Genomic DNA, 13,986 nt, shown 5'->3' with positions numbered 1-13,986 from the left:
GCCTTGCAGGGCAATTGTGACCTCAAGGCCACCTGTGACGTTAAAGCGCGTCAAACCCGCTTTTGACAATGCGCCCCGCGCGCTAAAGCACTTTGCAGTGGTCGTCGCGCTGGGGTGGGGAAACCCGCTTGTGTTGCCTGTTGTAACCAGTCTGGTGTTGATGTTTGGGCTGCGTCGCGATCCGTGTCGGGTGCGCTGTTCTTTTGAAGGCGCGCCCGACCGACCACAGTTCGCCGCTTTCCCGTCTATGCCCGATTACATTTTTAACTCAGTCGGTCTAAGGCTTGGGCATGGCAGCCAAAAAGACATCTGCGAAAACAACGACGCCCAAGCGCAAACCGGCGGCAAGGAACGCCCCGGAAAAGCGCCGCATTCGCCCGTTTCGTTGGCTTGTTTGGACTGGGATCAAACTGGGGGCGATCGTGGCCGGAGTGATGCTGATTGTTGTGTTGGTCTATGCCGGGCTGAACCCGCCGACCACGCACACAATCTGGTCCGAACAGCGACGGCTGGGCGCGGTGGACCGGGTCTGGGTGGACGTGGACAACGTGGCACCGGTTATGCTGCGCTCGGTCGTGGCGGCCGAGGATGCCAATTTCTGCGCGCATTGGGGCTTTGACATGGCGGCGATCCGGGCAGCGATCGAAAGCGGCGCGGCGCGCGGTGGCAGCACGATCAGCCAGCAGGTGGTGAAGAACGTCTATCTCTGGCAAGAGCGCAGCTATTTGCGCAAGGCCATTGAGGCAGTGATGACCCCAATGGTCGAGGCCCTGTGGTCCAAGCGGCGCATCCTGGAGGTGTATTTGAACGTGGCCGAGTTCGACGAAGGCGTCTTTGGCGTCGAAGCCGCAGCGCGCCATTACTTTGGCGTCGGGCCGGAAAAGCTTTCGGCGCGGCAGGCGGCTTTGTTGGCGGCGGCCTTGCCCAATCCCAAGAAACGCAACCCGGCGCGACCGACCGCCTATCTGCAAAAACGGGCAAAAGCGATTGCCAGCGGCGCGGCCACGATCGAGGCAGACGGGCGCGCAGCCTGTTTCGAATGATCGCGCTCAGGCCGGGAGTGGTGGCGCCACGGTTCGGCGGATCAGCGGACTAAGAGCCACCAGCACGATCCCGATAGAAAACAGACACCAGATCGCGGGCATTTCGTTTGGATTGTCGGTCAAGGACCACGCCAGAAGCGGGCCGACCAGCAGGTGAAACAACGAAAACCGCCACGCTCCGTAGAAGAGTGGCAGAACGAAGGCCGCCAGCAAATACTCGGGAAAGCCAGAAGGGCCAACCCATGGCAGCAATCCCCAAAGATCATACCACGGCACAGTCCAGCCCAGATGCCATTCACCGGAAATGGTGCAATACGCCTCGCCGCAGAGCACTTGACCGGGCAGGCAGTGACCCGCCCACCCAAAAGGCAACAACCGCCCGACTATCGAGGCCGCCGACACCAAGGCAAGCCCCAGCACGATCCGGCGGGCTTTTGCCGATATAGGACGGGCGATCAGTGCCATTGCAAAGAGGTTGATGACGAACGGCTGAAAGGCGATGTGCAGATATGACAGCAGCGTGACCGTTTTGTTCAGCGGCGCATCGCATTGGTCAATAACCGCGTATCCGGTGGCTTGAAGCGCCTCCATCGCGGTGAAATAGGCCAAAGTACCCCAAATCGCTGGAGGCTCGCCCCGGCGGATGGTCCAGACAGTTGCTGCGACACCTGCGCCGACCATGGCGTAGGTGACCGGGGCACTCCAGCACATGGCACACTCCTGTTTGATTGGCACAGTGGACGGAGCCAGCCTTTGGGTCAAGCGATGACAGCGATGCTTGAAACCGGGGGCGGTTCGCCTGTACTAGGAAGGGCATTCATTTCATCGCCGGGATCATCATGGCCAAGCTGTATCACGTTCCTTTGTCCCCGTTTTGTCGCAAGGTCAGGTTGAGCCTTGCCGAGAAAAAGATCGAGTGTGAGTTGCTGGAAGAGCGTTACTGGGAAAAGGATCCGGACTTTTTGCGGCGCAACCCTGCGGCGAAGGTTCCGGTGCTGAAGATCGACGGCAAGACGATGGCCGAAAGCGCCGCGATCTGCGAATGGATCGAAGAGAAATACCCCGAGCCCTCCTTGCTGCCGCGCAGCCCGGACGCGCGCTATGAGGTGCGGCGCATCGTCGGCTGGTTCGACGACAAATTCCACAACGAAGTGACCAGCAAACTGCTGTACGAGCGGGTGAACAAAAAGGTCATGAAGCAGGGCTTTCCGGACAGCAAGAACGTCAAATCCGGCGCGCGGGCGGTCAAGTATCATTTGGACTACATGGCCTGGCTGCTGGATCACCGGCGCTGGCTGGCTGGGGACAGCATGACGCTGGCCGATTTCGCCGCTGCGGCGCACCTTTCCTCTTTGGATTACATCTCGGACGTGGACTGGAACCGCTCTGAGGTGGTCAAGGACTGGTATGCCAAGATCAAATCCCGACCGGCGTTCCGGTCTATTCTGGCAGATCAGGTGCCGGGTTTTCCGCCGCCTGCGCATTACGCCGATCTGGATTTCTGATTGGCCTGTGTCAGAGTGCGGGGCCAGCGCCGCCGTTGCTCGGGATATAATTGAACCATTCAAGACAGGGGGCCACATTGCGTGACCTGACGGAGCGTTTGAAGCAAGAGGCGCGTGAGGTCGGATTTTCGGCCTGCCGGGTATGCCGCCCTTCGGATGTGCCGCAGATCATGGCGCGGTTGCAGGGCTTTGTTGAGGCTGGGCGGCATGGGCAAATGGCATGGATGGCCGAGCGGATGGAGTGGCGCGGGGCGCCCGATGCCCTATGGCCCGAGGCGCGCTCCGTGATCATGCTGGCCGAAAATTATGCGCCGGAACAGGATCCTCTGGAGGTGCTGGCGCGGCGGGATCGTGCGGCGATTTCGGTCTATGCGCAGAACCGCGATTATCATGACGTTGTCAAGAAACGCCTCAAGCGATTGGGGCGCTGGTTGATCGAGGCCGCGGGCGGGACGCCTGAAATCAAGGTGTTCGTCGATACGGCGCCGGTGATGGAAAAGCCCTTGGGGCAGGCGGCGGGACTTGGCTGGCAAGGCAAGCACACCAATCTGGTCAGCCGCGATCTTGGGTCGTGGTTTTTTCTGGGCTCGATCTTTACCACGCTGGAGCTGCCGGTGGACGCGGCTGAGGTGGATCACTGTGGCTCGTGTCGGGCCTGTCTGGATATCTGCCCGACCGATGCCTTTCCCGCGCCCTATCAACTGGATGCGCGGCGCTGCATTTCCTATCTGACGATCGAGCACAAAGGCCCGGTGGATGAGGCGCTGCGCCCGGGATTGGGCAACCGGATCTACGGGTGCGACGATTGTCTGGCGGTCTGCCCGTGGAACAAGTTCGCGCAAACGGCGACCGAGATGAAATATCACGCCCGGGCCGAGCTTGTGGCGCCGCGTCTTTCGGATCTGGTGGGGCTGGATGATGCGGGCTTTCGGGCGTTGTTTTCCGGCAGCCCGATCAAGCGCATCGGACGCGATCGCTTTGTTCGCAACGTTTGTTACGCCATTGGCAATTCCGGAGATGCCGCGCTGCGGGGGTCGGTTCACGCGCTGTGCGATGATACAGATGAGGCTGTACGCGATGCCGCTCGCTGGGCGGCGGCGGCCTCGCCCGTCGCCTGATGACATGTTGCAGAGCGGACAAGGCTTCGTGAGGCTTCGTTTCAATCCGATTGCAATAGGCGCGTTTCGGACCATCTTTAGGGACAGACAAACAGGAGGACGCGCATGGCACAGTATGAACGCCGCCCAGAGGTGATCGAGACGCTCACGCCCGAACAGTTCCGTGTGACGCAGCAAAACGGCACCGAGCGCCCGGGAACGGGCGAACATCTGGACAACAAGGAGCCGGGAATTTACGTCGACATCGTTTCAGGTGAGCCGCTTTTTGCTTCGGCGGCCAAATATGAATCCGGCTGCGGTTGGCCAAGCTTTGTCAAACCGCTGGAACCCGACAATGTCATCGAGTTGCGGGACACCACGCTTGGCATGATCCGAACCGAGGTGCGCAGCGCCCATGGCGACAGCCATCTGGGCCACGTCTTTCCCGACGGGCCGATGGATCGGGGCGGGCTGCGCTATTGCATCAACTCGGCCTCGCTGCGCTTTGTTCATCGCGACGAGATGGAGGCCGAAGGCTATGGCAAATACATTGATCAGGTGGAGGAAATCGAATGAGTGAACGCGCTGTATTGGCCGGAGGCTGTTTTTGGGGAATGCAGGACCTGATCCGCAAGCTTGATGGGGTCGAAATAACACGCGTCGGATATACTGGCGGAGATGTGCCCAATGCCACCTATCGCAACCATGGCACCCATGCCGAGGGGATCGAGATCTTCTTTGACCCGGCAAGGATCAGCTATCGGCGGTTGCTGGAGTTCTTCTTTCAGATTCACGATCCGACCACGCTGAACCGGCAGGGCAACGACCGCGGGATGAGCTATCGCAGTGCCATCTACTATGTCGATGAAGCCCAGCGACAGGAGGCCCTTGAGACCATCGCCGATGTCGAAGCATCCGGACATTGGCCCGGCAAGGTGGTGACTGAAGTGGAGCCCGTCGGCGATTTCTGGGAGGCCGAACCAGAGCATCAGGATTATCTTGAACGCATCCCGCATGGCTATACCTGCCACTTCCCGCGCGCGGACTGGGTTTTGCCAAGGCGGAATGCCGCAGAATAACTCTTTCAGGGGCCCATGCATCGACGCATGGGCCTCTTGCGTTTTTGGGCAATTCGTTTGGCGCCGCCCGCGCGTTATGCAGAGGCACACCCAGATAGGAGCCTGCCATGATCACCCATTTGTCGTTTTGGGACCGAGCCGCCGAAAAATACGCCGTCAGACCCGTCGGCGACCCCGACGCTTACGATGCGACACTGGAGCGGGTGCGCCATTGGCTGCGCCCGGACATGGCCGCGCTGGAGCTGGGCTGCGGGACAGGCAGCACGGCGCTGCGACTGTGCGATGCGGTGCGCGAAATGACGGCAACGGATATCTCCGAAGAGATGATCCGCATTGCGAAGGCCAAGCAGGCGGACGGCGGCTCGGTGAATTTTGTGCGCGCCGAGGCAGGACAAGCCTTGGCCCCGGGTATGGATGTGGTTTTGGCCTTTAACCTGTTGCATCTGGTGGGCGATGGTCCGGGGCTTTTGCGGCAGGTCCGCAGGGCGCTGCCAAAGGGCGGGTTGTTTATATCTAAAACCGCCTGCCTTGCGGGCAAGCCGTGGCTGCGTCTGCCAATTGCCGTGATGCAGATGCTGGGAAAGGCGCCAAGCCCGATCCGTTACCTCTCGGTCCGGCAGCTTGAGGCCGAGATCGTGGCGGCGGGGTTCGAGATCGTCGAGACCGGGGATTATCCGAAGAAGCTGCCAAACCACTTTGTCGTGGCGCGCGCGGTTTGAACGATCAGGCCTCGCGCGGGCCGGTATAATCGGCGTCGCTGACCTGTTCCAACCAGTCGGCGGCGCTGCCGTTCAGCATTTCCTGAATGGCAAGATGCGACATGCCGACATCGGGCGCCGCGCCGTGCCAGTGCTTTTCGCCGGGGGCGAACCAGACGGTGTCGCCGGGGCGCAGCTCGCGGACCGGTCCGCCTTCTGTCTGGGCAAGGCAGAGGCCGGTAAGGATGTGCAGCGTCTGGCCCAGCGGATGGGTGTGCCACGCGGTGCGCGCGCCGGGATTGAAAGTGACGACAATGGCATTGACGCGCGCAGGTTCAGGGGCCGAGAGGATCGGGTCCATCCGGACATCGCCGGTGAAATACTTGGGGTTTGGGGTGGAAGAGGGGCGGCTGCCTGCGCGGTGGATGTCCATGTCGCTCTCCTGATGTGCCGGCTTTCAGCTTAGGGCATTCGCAGGAATAGGGAAGGGCAGTCAAAAGCAAAGGCGGGGAAACCCCCGCCCTGCCGTCTTGTTCACGATATCAGGCGGGGTCTGCCCCGCCGCGCCTTACAGGTCGGGGTAGATCGGGAAACGCTGGCACAGCGCCTCGACCTCGGCTTTCACCTTGGCTTCGACCTCGGCATTGCCGTCTTCGCCATTTGCGGCCAGACCATCGACAACCTCGATGATCCAGTCGGCGATCTGGCGGAACTCGGTTTCGCCAAAGCCGCGGGTGGTCCCGGCGGGGCTGCCAAGACGTATGCCCGAGGTCACAGTCGGCTTTTCCGGATCAAACGGCACGCCGTTCTTGTTGCAGGTGATATGCGCGCGGCCAAGCGCCTTTTCGGTGGCGTTGCCTTTGACCCCTTTGGGGCGTAGATCGACCAGCACGACATGGGTGTCGGTGCCGTGGGTCACGGTGTCGAGGCCGCCCTTGATCAGCTGATCCGACAGCGCCTGCGCGTTGGTGATCACCTGCTTGGCATAGGTCTTGAACTCGGGGCGCAGGGCCTCGCCAAAGGCGACGGCCTTGGCGGCGATGACATGCATCAGCGGGCCGCCTTGAATGCCGGGGAAAATTGCCGAGTTCACTTTCTTGGCAATGGCTTCGTCATTGGTCAGGATCATGCCGCCGCGCGGGCCGCGCAGGGTCTTGTGCGTGGTGGTCGTCGCGACATGCGCGTGGGGGAAGGGGCTGGGGTGTTCGCCCGCCGCAACCAAACCGGCAAAATGCGCCATGTCCACATGCAGGTAGGCACCGACGCTGTCGGCGATCTCGCGCATGCGGGCAAAGTCGATCTGGCGCGGGATGGCAGAGCCGCCGGCAATGATCAGCTTGGGCTGATGCTCGGTTGCCAGTTCCTGCACCTGATCATAGTCCAGCGTGTTGTCCTGCTGGCGCACGCCGTACTGGATGGCATTGAACCACTTGCCCGACTGGTTCGGCTTGGCGCCGTGGGTCAGGTGACCACCTGCATCAAGGCTCATCCCCAGAATGGTGTCGCCGGGCTGGATCAGCGCCTGGAACACACCCTGGTTGGCCTGCGAGCCCGAGTTCGGCTGAACGTTGGCGTAGGCGCAGTCAAACAGTTTGCAGGCGCGTTCGATGGCGAGGTTTTCGGCCACATCCACCCAGTCGCAGCCGCCATAATAGCGACGGCCCGGATAGCCTTCGGCGTATTTGTTTGTCATCACCGAGCCCTGCGCTTCCATCACGGCGCGGGAGACGATGTTTTCAGAAGCGATCAGCTCGATCTCGTCGCGCTGGCGGCCAAGTTCGCCGGTAATGGCGCCGAAAAGTTCGGGGTCACGGGAGGAAAGCGTTTCGGTAAAGAAACCGTCGTCGCGGTGAGGTGCGTTCATCGTCCTGCTCCTTGGGATTCGGGATTGTCGGTTTCGTATCGGAAACCGGCCTCGAGGCAAAGAATGTAAAGCGACCAAACGCATTAATCTTGCGTCTTGGCTGGCACGGGAAGGGAACTTGTGGTTCTTTTGGCTCCAAAGTGAGAGGACAGGAAACTTCATGTCGCTACGGATCGCCTTTTGTGCCTCTCGGGCCGCGCTTGCGCAGTCTGCCCTGGCCTGCCTGACGCGTCGCTACGGGGATCATTCGGAACAGGGGGCGGATGCGATTGTTGCCCTTGGCGGGGATGGTTTCATGCTTCAGACGCTGCACCGGACCGAAACCAACCCCGCCCCGGTCTATGGCATGAACCGGGGCACGGTCGGCTTCTTGATGAACGAATACTCGGAACACGGGTTGGTTGAACGTCTGGAGGCCGCCGAGGAGGCGGTGATCAACCCGCTGGCCATGCGCACGGTCTGCGGCGACGGCGGCGAGCACAGGGCGCTGGCCATCAACGAAGTCTCCTTGCTGCGCATGGGGCCGCAAGCAGCCAAGCTGCGGATCAGTGTCGACGGTAAGGTGCGCCTGCCAGAACTGGTCTGCGACGGCGCCTTGGTGGCGACGCCCGCGGGGTCAACCGCCTACAACTATTCGGCGCATGGTCCGATCCTGCCGATTGGTGCCGATGTGCTGGCTTTGACTGCGGTCGCGGCCTTTCGCCCGCGGCGCTGGCGCGGGGCGTTGTTGCCAAAATCCGCCGAAGTCAGTTTCGAGGTGCTCGAAGCTGAAAAGCGCCCTGTCATGGCCGAAGCCGACAGCCGTGCCGTGCGAGATGTGCGTCAGGTCCACATTCGTTCAGAGCCATCCATTGAGCACCGTGTTCTGTTCGATCCCGGTCACGGGTTGGAAGAGCGCCTGATTCGTGAGCAATTCGTTTGACGCGTCTGCCAAGGCGGCTCTGGCCGACAAAGTGCATCCCGCAGGCATAAATCCGCCCGCCACCAAAGTTGACCCCTTGCGGTTCAGGTTTGTCGCGAAAGGCGTTAATGTCCGGCTGCCTCGGCCAGTTTTTCCGGCTTGAGCAAAACAAGCGCTCCGTTGTCCCGGCGCAGAATGCCCTTGCCTTCCCACGCACGAATATGGCGGTTTACGGTTTCGCGGGTGAGGCCGGTCATGTCGCCCAAGTCAGACTGGGAAAACCCTTCGGTCAAATGAACCTGACCGGTCGAATCCTGTCGCCCCCAATCGAAGAACAGCTCTTGCAAGAGTCCGGCAAGGCGGGTGGGCCCGTCCTTCAGTACCTGTGTCGCAAGCCGTGTATTGGTTTTGCGCAGGCGTTCGCAAAGCGTCTGAATGACCAGCAGAGCAGCTTTCGGGTGATCCCGCAAAAAGCTTTGAACCTGCGCGCGTGACAGCAAAATTCCTGTCACGTCGCCCGCCGCGGTTGCATCGGCACTGCGCGGCTTGCCGTCCAGTGCAGCCATTTCGCCCACCACATCGCCGGGACCCAGCTGAGCCAGAATGGATCGCCGCCCCTGAGCCGAGGTTAGGCTGATCTCGACGCGGCCTGTTTCGATCAACAACATGGATTGATCGTCGGAGCCTTCTTCGCAAATCAGCGCTTGCACGTGATAATGCACCTGCCTTCCCATGGCGCGCAAAACAGCGGCATCTTGAGCCGAGAGTGCCTCGAACAAGATGCTGCTTTGCCGGTAGTTGCTAAATCCGCCCAAGTTCGCCCGCCAGTTTTCCGAGTTTTTTTTCGGTTAATGTGACCTGCATCACATACCGGAGTCTGATTCCAAGATAGGTAAGATATTGCCGAAAGGAAAGCCGATGCAAAATTTAGCTTGCATCTATAGGTTGTTTCGATTGGCAACGAAATGGAATGCACGGTCATATGCAATTTTCGGATGTGACCGTGTCGGGATGTGGATTTTTCGCGTTGAGTGGCGCGGTATTTATTGATCCAGACTTGGATCCTTAAACGCACCCCTAACATTTCGGCCAAGCCGCTATTGGCCACATCGTCCCCATGTCTCTGGTGGGCCATGTGTCGGCAAGGCACCCTAGGCTTTGGGGTTTGGGGCGGCGCGATCCATTTCGATCGCGCCGCCCCATCTTAATCCGGCTTAGACTTTTGCGTATCCGAGGGTCTGAAGCGCCTCTTTGATCTCGTCCAGAATGGCGGGATCATCAATGGTTGCGGGCAGCTTGAAGTCTTCGCTATCGGCGATCTTAACCATGGTAGCGCGCAGGATCTTGCCCGAGCGGGTCTTGGGCAGACGGTCCACCACGCAGGCCAGTTTGAAAGCGGCAACCGGGCCGATCTTGTCCCGCACCAGCTTGACGCATTCCTTGACGATCTCGTCGTGCGGGCGGTTCACATCCGAGGACAGGCACAAAAAGCCCAGCGGCAGTTGCCCCTTGAGCTGGTCAGTCACGCCGATCACCGCGCATTCGGCGACATCAGGGTGGCTTGCCAGAACCTCTTCCATGCCACCGGTGGACAGACGGTGACCCGCGACGTTGATCACGTCATCGGTGCGCGCCATGATGTAGACATAGCCGTCTTCGTCGATCATGCCCGCATCGCCGGTCTCGTAATAACCGGGGAAGTGGTCGAGGTAGCTTTTCTTGAACCGCGCCTCGGCGTTCCAAAGCGTCGGTAGCGTGCCGGGGGGCAGGGGCAGTTTGACGGCAATCGCGCCAAGTTCACCCTGCGGCATCGGGTGGCCTGCCTCGTCGAGAATCTGGATGTCATAGCCGGGCATGGGCTTTGCCGGGCTGCCGAGTTTCGTCGGCAGTTCCTCGATCCCTAGGGGATTGCCCGCGATGCACCAGCCAGTTTCGGTCTGCCACCAATGGTCGATCACCGGCACCTTGAGCTGGTCTTGCGCCCAGACGATGGTGTCCGGGTCGGCGCGTTCGCCCGCCAGATAAACAGCCTTGAGGCAGGACATGTCGTATTTGCCGACGAATTCGCCTTTGGGGTCTTCACGCTTGACCGCTCGAAAGGCGGTGGGGGCGGTGAAGAAGCTTTTTACTTTGTGCTCGGAAATCACGCGCCAGAAGGTGCCCGCATCCGGGGTGCCCACGGGCTTGCCTTCGAAAACGATGGTGGTGTTGCCATGGATCAGCGGGCCGTAGCAGATATAGCTGTGCCCCACGACCCAGCCCACATCCGAGGCCGCCCAGAACACATCGCCGGGATCGACGTTGTAGAGGTTCTTCATGCTCCAGTTCAACGCGACCAGATGGCCCGCAGTGGGGCGCACGACGCCCTTGGGCTGGCCGGTGGTGCCCGAAGTATACAGAATATAGGCTGGGTGGTTGCCTTCAACCGGGACACATTCCGCAGGCTCGGTGCCGTACTGGAACCCGTGCCAGTTATAGTCACGGCCCTCGATCAGATTGGCGACCTCTTGTTCGCGCTGAAAGATCACGCAGAAGTCGGGCTTGTGCGTGGCCAGTTCGATGGCACCGTCCAGCAGGGGTTTGTAGTGGATGACCCGGCCCGGCTCCATCCCGCAAGATGCGGCGATGATCGCCTTGGGGGCGCAATCGTCGATCCGAACGGCCAGTTCGTTGCTGGCAAAGCCGCCAAACACCACCGAGTGGACGGCGCCCAGACGGGCACAGGCAAGCATGGCCTCTAGCGCTTCGGGGATCATCGGCATGTAGATGATGACGCGGTCGCCTTTTTCGACGCCTTTGGCACGCAGAGCGCCCGCAAGGTTGGCAACACGGTTGCGCAATTCCACGTAGGAAATCTCGCGCTTGGTGTGGGTGATGGGGCTGTCGTAGATAATCGCGGTCTGCTCGCCCCGGCCTGCCTCGACGTGGCGATCCACGGCGTTCCAGCAGGTGTTCACCTTGGCGTCAGCGAACCATTCGTACATGTGGTCGCCGCGATCAAAAAGTGCCTGCTTGGGGGCCTCGTCCCAGTCTATGGCCTTGGCCTGTTCCAGCCAAAAGCCCTCTGGGTCAGCCTTCCAAGCCTGATAGACGTCATTGTATCCCATGGTCGTCCTCCTCTAAGTCCTTGGTTAAGGGCTTAGGGGGTGGCGGCCATATCGGGCAAGCCTGTTGGCGCCTGACAGGACAAGTTACCGCAGGAAGTTTGCGAATTTCGACGAGTTGAGGTTGCGAATTTTTGCAAACCTTCTTGAAATTTGCCTGCCACCTGCAAAAGCCCGTGGGATTTGCAAATCTGCAAACCTCACGGGTGCAAAGAGGCGACTCGCTGCGGGATCAGCCGTAATGCGCCACCGGCGTACCGGCGATCGCGGCCATGTTCAGCAATCCGCGCGTTGTGATGCCGGGCGTGACCACGTGGGCGCGGTTGCCCATACCCATCAGGATCGGCCCAACCTCAAGTCCGCCAGCCTTCATCTTGAGGATGTTGCGCGTGGCGGAGGCGGCGTCGGCGTGGCCAAAGATCAGCACGTTGGCGACGCCCTCGAGGCGGCCACCGGGCAGCAGGCGGTCACGCAACTCGGGGTCGAGGGCGGCATCGACATTCATCTCGCCTTCGTACTGGAAATCGGTGCGCATGGCGTCCAGCAGGGCAATGGCATCACGCAGCCGCTTGCCCGAGCCTTCGGCCTGGTTGCCGAACTGCGACTGCGAACAAAAGGCGATGCGTGGCTCGACCCCGAAACGGCGGGCGTGGCGCGCCGCGCCGATGGCGGTTTCAGCAAGCTGTTCGGGCGTCGGCAGGGCCGAGACATGCGTGTCAGCCAAAAACAGCGGCCCGTCTTCGAGGATCATCATCGACAGCGCGCCATTGGGCCGGTGCCGCTGCGAGCCAAGAACCTGCGTGACATAGTTCAGGTGCCAGCGGAATTCGCCAAAGGTGCCGCAGATCAGCGAATCTGCCTCGCCGCGATGCACCATGACGGCGCCGATGGCGGTGGTGTTGGTGCGCATTATGGCGCGGGCCAGATCGGGGGTTACGCCGCGCCGAGCCATCAACTCGTGGTAGGTGCCCCAATAGTCGCGATAACGCGGGTCGTTCTCCGGGTTGACGATCTCAAGGCCTTTGTCTGGTCCGATGTTCAGGCCCATGCGTTCGCAGCGGTGGGCGATCACCTCGGGGCGACCGATCAGGATCGGCTGTTCGGTGGTTTCCTCAAGGATGGCCTGCGCGGCGCGCAACACGCGCTCGTCCTCGCCTTCGGCAAAGACGATCTTGCGCGAAGCTGTGCGCGCGGCCTGAAACACCGGCCGCATTAGCAACGCCGATTTGTAGACGCTTGCGTCAAGATGCGCCTTGTAGGCCTTCAGATCCTGGACCGGGCGGGTGGCGACACCGGTTTCCATCGCCGCACGCGCCACGGCGGTCGAGACGACACCGGACAGGCGCGGGTCAAAAGGTTTCGGGATCAGGTAATCGGCGCCAAAGGTCAGCTGTTCGCCGGCATAGGCGGCGGCGGCCTCGGCGCTGGTGGTGGCGCGGGCGAGGGCGGCGATGCCCTCGACGCAGGCCACTTCCATGGCATCGTTGATCTCGGTCGCGCCCACGTCCAGAGCGCCGCGGAAAATGAAGGGGAAACACAGGACGTTGTTTACCTGATTGGGAAAATCGCTGCGCCCTGTGGCGATGATCGCATCCGGGGCCACTTCGCGGGCGAGGTCGGGCATGATTTCCGGGGTCGGGTTGGCCAGCGCAAAGACGATCGGGCGCTTGGCCATCTTGGCCACCTGTTCAGGCTTCAGCACACCCGGTCCGGAGAGGCCAAGGAAAAGGTCGGCGCCGTCGATCACATCGTCCAGTGCGCGCAGGTCTGAAGGCTGCGCAAATGCAGCCTTTTGCGGGTTCATATCCTCGGCCCGGCCTTCGTAGACCAGCCCGTGAATGTCGCAGAGCCAGATATTCTCGCGCTTGACGCCCAGCTTGACCAGCATGTTGAGGCAGGCGATCCCCGCGGCGCCGCCGCCGGTGCTGACAACCTTGATGTCGCCCCAGGCCTTCTTGGCGACATGCAAAGCATTGGTTGCCGCGGCGCCGACCACGATGGCGGTGCCGTGCTGGTCGTCATGGAAAACCGGGATGTTCATTCGCTCGCGGCAGATTTTTTCGACGATGAAGCAGTCGGGGGCTTTGATGTCCTCAAGGTTGATCGCACCAAAGGTAGGCCCCAGCGCGCAGACGATATCAGCCAGCTTTTCGGGGTCGGATTCATCGACCTCCAGATCAAAGCAGTCGATATTGGCGAATTTCTTGAAGAGGACAGCCTTGCCCTCCATCACCGGTTTGCTGGCCAGCGCGCCGATATTGCCAAGGCCCAGCACCGCCGTTCCGTTCGACACGACCGCAACGAGGTTGCCCTTGGCCGTATAGCGTGCGGCATCGGCCGGGTTGGCCTTGATCTCAAGGCAGGCCTCGGCGACGCCCGGGGAATAGGCGCGGGACAGGTCGCGGCCGTTGGCCAGCGGCTTGGTCGCCCGGATCTCAAGCTTTCCGGGTTTTGGGAACTCGTGATAGAACAAGGCTGCCTGACGCAGCGTTTCCTTGGCGGACTCAGTCATTTCTTCCCTCCCGTGGGTTTGGTTTACCATTAAACCAACTTTCCTGATGGCGACCAGCCACCGCTGCCGCATAGCAGTTTCATGCTGCGCTTGAAAATCCCCTTGCGCTATTCTTACGGGAATTCCCCCTTGGTCAACGTCCGATGGCCCCTTGCATTCGGAGCGGGCGCTTCGCAACATGGG

Annotated in this window: 13 protein-coding genes; 7 read left to right on the top strand and 6 right to left on the bottom strand. The window is 61.1% G+C overall.

The genetic code is table 11. From position 1 onward, the window contains the following. The first annotated feature begins 290 nt into the window (after positions 1-290). Complete coding sequence (gene mtgA, locus ACOYQJ_RS12595; protein ID WP_422906378.1) at positions 291-1,043, top strand: monofunctional biosynthetic peptidoglycan transglycosylase; 753 nt, start codon at positions 291-293, stop codon at positions 1,041-1,043. Between the two features lie 6 nt (positions 1,044-1,049). On the opposite strand, the gene ACOYQJ_RS12590 is transcribed toward mtgA, so the two are convergent. Next, positions 1,050-1,754 (bottom strand): DUF5765 domain-containing protein, encoded by a 705-nt coding sequence (locus tag ACOYQJ_RS12590; RefSeq protein WP_422906377.1) that lies wholly within the window; start codon positions 1,752-1,754, stop codon positions 1,050-1,052. A gap of 128 nt (positions 1,755-1,882) precedes the next feature. Between ACOYQJ_RS12590 and fzlA the strand changes: the two genes are divergently transcribed. The 5 genes from fzlA to ACOYQJ_RS12565 all read left to right on the top strand — a co-directional run bounded on the left by fzlA (position 1,883) and on the right by ACOYQJ_RS12565 (position 5,443). Next, positions 1,883-2,548 (top strand): FtsZ-binding protein FzlA, encoded by a 666-nt coding sequence (fzlA, locus tag ACOYQJ_RS12585; RefSeq protein ID WP_422906376.1) that lies wholly within the window; start codon positions 1,883-1,885, stop codon positions 2,546-2,548. Positions 2,549-2,625: 77 nt separating this feature from the next. Then, positions 2,626-3,666, top strand: a complete 1,041-nt coding sequence (gene queG, locus ACOYQJ_RS12580) for a tRNA epoxyqueuosine(34) reductase QueG (protein ID WP_422906375.1) — start codon at positions 2,626-2,628, stop codon at positions 3,664-3,666. Positions 3,667-3,771: 105 nt separating this feature from the next. Then, positions 3,772-4,221, top strand: a complete 450-nt coding sequence (gene msrB, locus ACOYQJ_RS12575) for a peptide-methionine (R)-S-oxide reductase MsrB (RefSeq protein ID WP_422906374.1) — start codon at positions 3,772-3,774, stop codon at positions 4,219-4,221. Then, the gene (msrA, locus tag ACOYQJ_RS12570; protein ID WP_422906373.1) at positions 4,218-4,724 is read left to right on the top strand and encodes a peptide-methionine (S)-S-oxide reductase MsrA; all 507 of its coding nucleotides are present in this window, start codon (positions 4,218-4,220) and stop codon (positions 4,722-4,724) included. The genes msrB and msrA overlap by 4 nt, the downstream gene beginning before the upstream one ends. A gap of 107 nt (positions 4,725-4,831) precedes the next feature. Then, the gene (locus ACOYQJ_RS12565) at positions 4,832-5,443 is read left to right on the top strand and encodes a class I SAM-dependent methyltransferase (protein WP_422906372.1); all 612 of its coding nucleotides are present in this window, start codon (positions 4,832-4,834) and stop codon (positions 5,441-5,443) included. Positions 5,444-5,447: 4 nt separating this feature from the next. Here the strand turns inward: ACOYQJ_RS12565 and ACOYQJ_RS12560 are convergent, their stop codons facing one another. Both ACOYQJ_RS12560 and glyA read right to left on the bottom strand, forming a co-directional pair. After that, positions 5,448-5,855 (bottom strand): (R)-mandelonitrile lyase, encoded by a 408-nt coding sequence (locus tag ACOYQJ_RS12560; RefSeq protein ID WP_422906371.1) that lies wholly within the window; start codon positions 5,853-5,855, stop codon positions 5,448-5,450. Between the two features lie 135 nt (positions 5,856-5,990). Beyond that, positions 5,991-7,286 carry a serine hydroxymethyltransferase gene (gene glyA / locus ACOYQJ_RS12555; protein ID WP_422906370.1) on the bottom strand — a complete coding sequence of 432 codons (1,296 nt, stop codon included), beginning with the start codon at positions 7,284-7,286 and terminating at the stop codon, positions 5,991-5,993. 160 nt (positions 7,287-7,446) lie between these two features. On the opposite strand from glyA, the gene ACOYQJ_RS12550 reads away from it, so the two are divergent. Beyond that, positions 7,447-8,208, top strand: a complete 762-nt coding sequence (locus tag ACOYQJ_RS12550; protein WP_422906369.1) for an NAD kinase — start codon at positions 7,447-7,449, stop codon at positions 8,206-8,208. Between the two features lie 104 nt (positions 8,209-8,312). On the opposite strand, the gene ACOYQJ_RS12545 is transcribed toward ACOYQJ_RS12550, so the two are convergent. The 3 genes from ACOYQJ_RS12545 to ACOYQJ_RS12535 all read right to left on the bottom strand — a co-directional run bounded on the left by ACOYQJ_RS12545 (position 8,313) and on the right by ACOYQJ_RS12535 (position 13,803). Then, complete coding sequence (locus tag ACOYQJ_RS12545; RefSeq protein WP_422906368.1) at positions 8,313-9,002, bottom strand: Crp/Fnr family transcriptional regulator; 690 nt, start codon at positions 9,000-9,002, stop codon at positions 8,313-8,315. A 399-nt stretch (positions 9,003-9,401) separates the two neighbouring features. Then, positions 9,402-11,294, bottom strand: a complete 1,893-nt coding sequence (gene prpE / locus ACOYQJ_RS12540; protein ID WP_422906367.1) for a propionate-CoA ligase PrpE — start codon at positions 11,292-11,294, stop codon at positions 9,402-9,404. A gap of 229 nt (positions 11,295-11,523) precedes the next feature. Beyond that, positions 11,524-13,803, bottom strand: a complete 2,280-nt coding sequence (locus ACOYQJ_RS12535) for an NADP-dependent malic enzyme (RefSeq protein ID WP_422906366.1) — start codon at positions 13,801-13,803, stop codon at positions 11,524-11,526. Between the last annotated feature and the right edge of the window lie 183 nt (positions 13,804-13,986).

The organism is Pacificoceanicola algae, from assembly GCF_049341065.1.
Classification (GTDB): domain Bacteria; phylum Pseudomonadota; class Alphaproteobacteria; order Rhodobacterales; family Rhodobacteraceae; genus Pacificoceanicola.
The sequence above is the reverse complement of the archived record's forward strand: the minus strand, read 5'-3'. Positions and strand labels throughout refer to the sequence as shown.

Coding starts and splice junctions, on each gene's coding strand:
- fzlA (WP_422906376.1), top strand. CDS start 1,883: ATGGCCAAGCTGTATCACGTTCCTTTGTCCCCGTTTTGTCGCAAGGTC.
- ACOYQJ_RS12560 (WP_422906371.1), bottom strand. CDS start 5,855: ATGGACATCCACCGCGCAGGCAGCCGCCCCTCTTCCACCCCAAACCCC.
- ACOYQJ_RS12550 (WP_422906369.1), top strand. CDS start 7,447: ATGTCGCTACGGATCGCCTTTTGTGCCTCTCGGGCCGCGCTTGCGCAG.
- msrB (WP_422906374.1), top strand. CDS start 3,772: ATGGCACAGTATGAACGCCGCCCAGAGGTGATCGAGACGCTCACGCCC.
- glyA (WP_422906370.1), bottom strand. CDS start 7,286: ATGAACGCACCTCACCGCGACGACGGTTTCTTTACCGAAACGCTTTCC.
- mtgA (WP_422906378.1), top strand. CDS start 291: ATGGCAGCCAAAAAGACATCTGCGAAAACAACGACGCCCAAGCGCAAA.
- prpE (WP_422906367.1), bottom strand. CDS start 11,294: ATGGGATACAATGACGTCTATCAGGCTTGGAAGGCTGACCCAGAGGGC.
- ACOYQJ_RS12590 (WP_422906377.1), bottom strand. CDS start 1,754: ATGTGCTGGAGTGCCCCGGTCACCTACGCCATGGTCGGCGCAGGTGTC.
- msrA (WP_422906373.1), top strand. CDS start 4,218: ATGAGTGAACGCGCTGTATTGGCCGGAGGCTGTTTTTGGGGAATGCAG.
- ACOYQJ_RS12565 (WP_422906372.1), top strand. CDS start 4,832: ATGATCACCCATTTGTCGTTTTGGGACCGAGCCGCCGAAAAATACGCC.
- ACOYQJ_RS12535 (WP_422906366.1), bottom strand. CDS start 13,803: ATGACTGAGTCCGCCAAGGAAACGCTGCGTCAGGCAGCCTTGTTCTAT.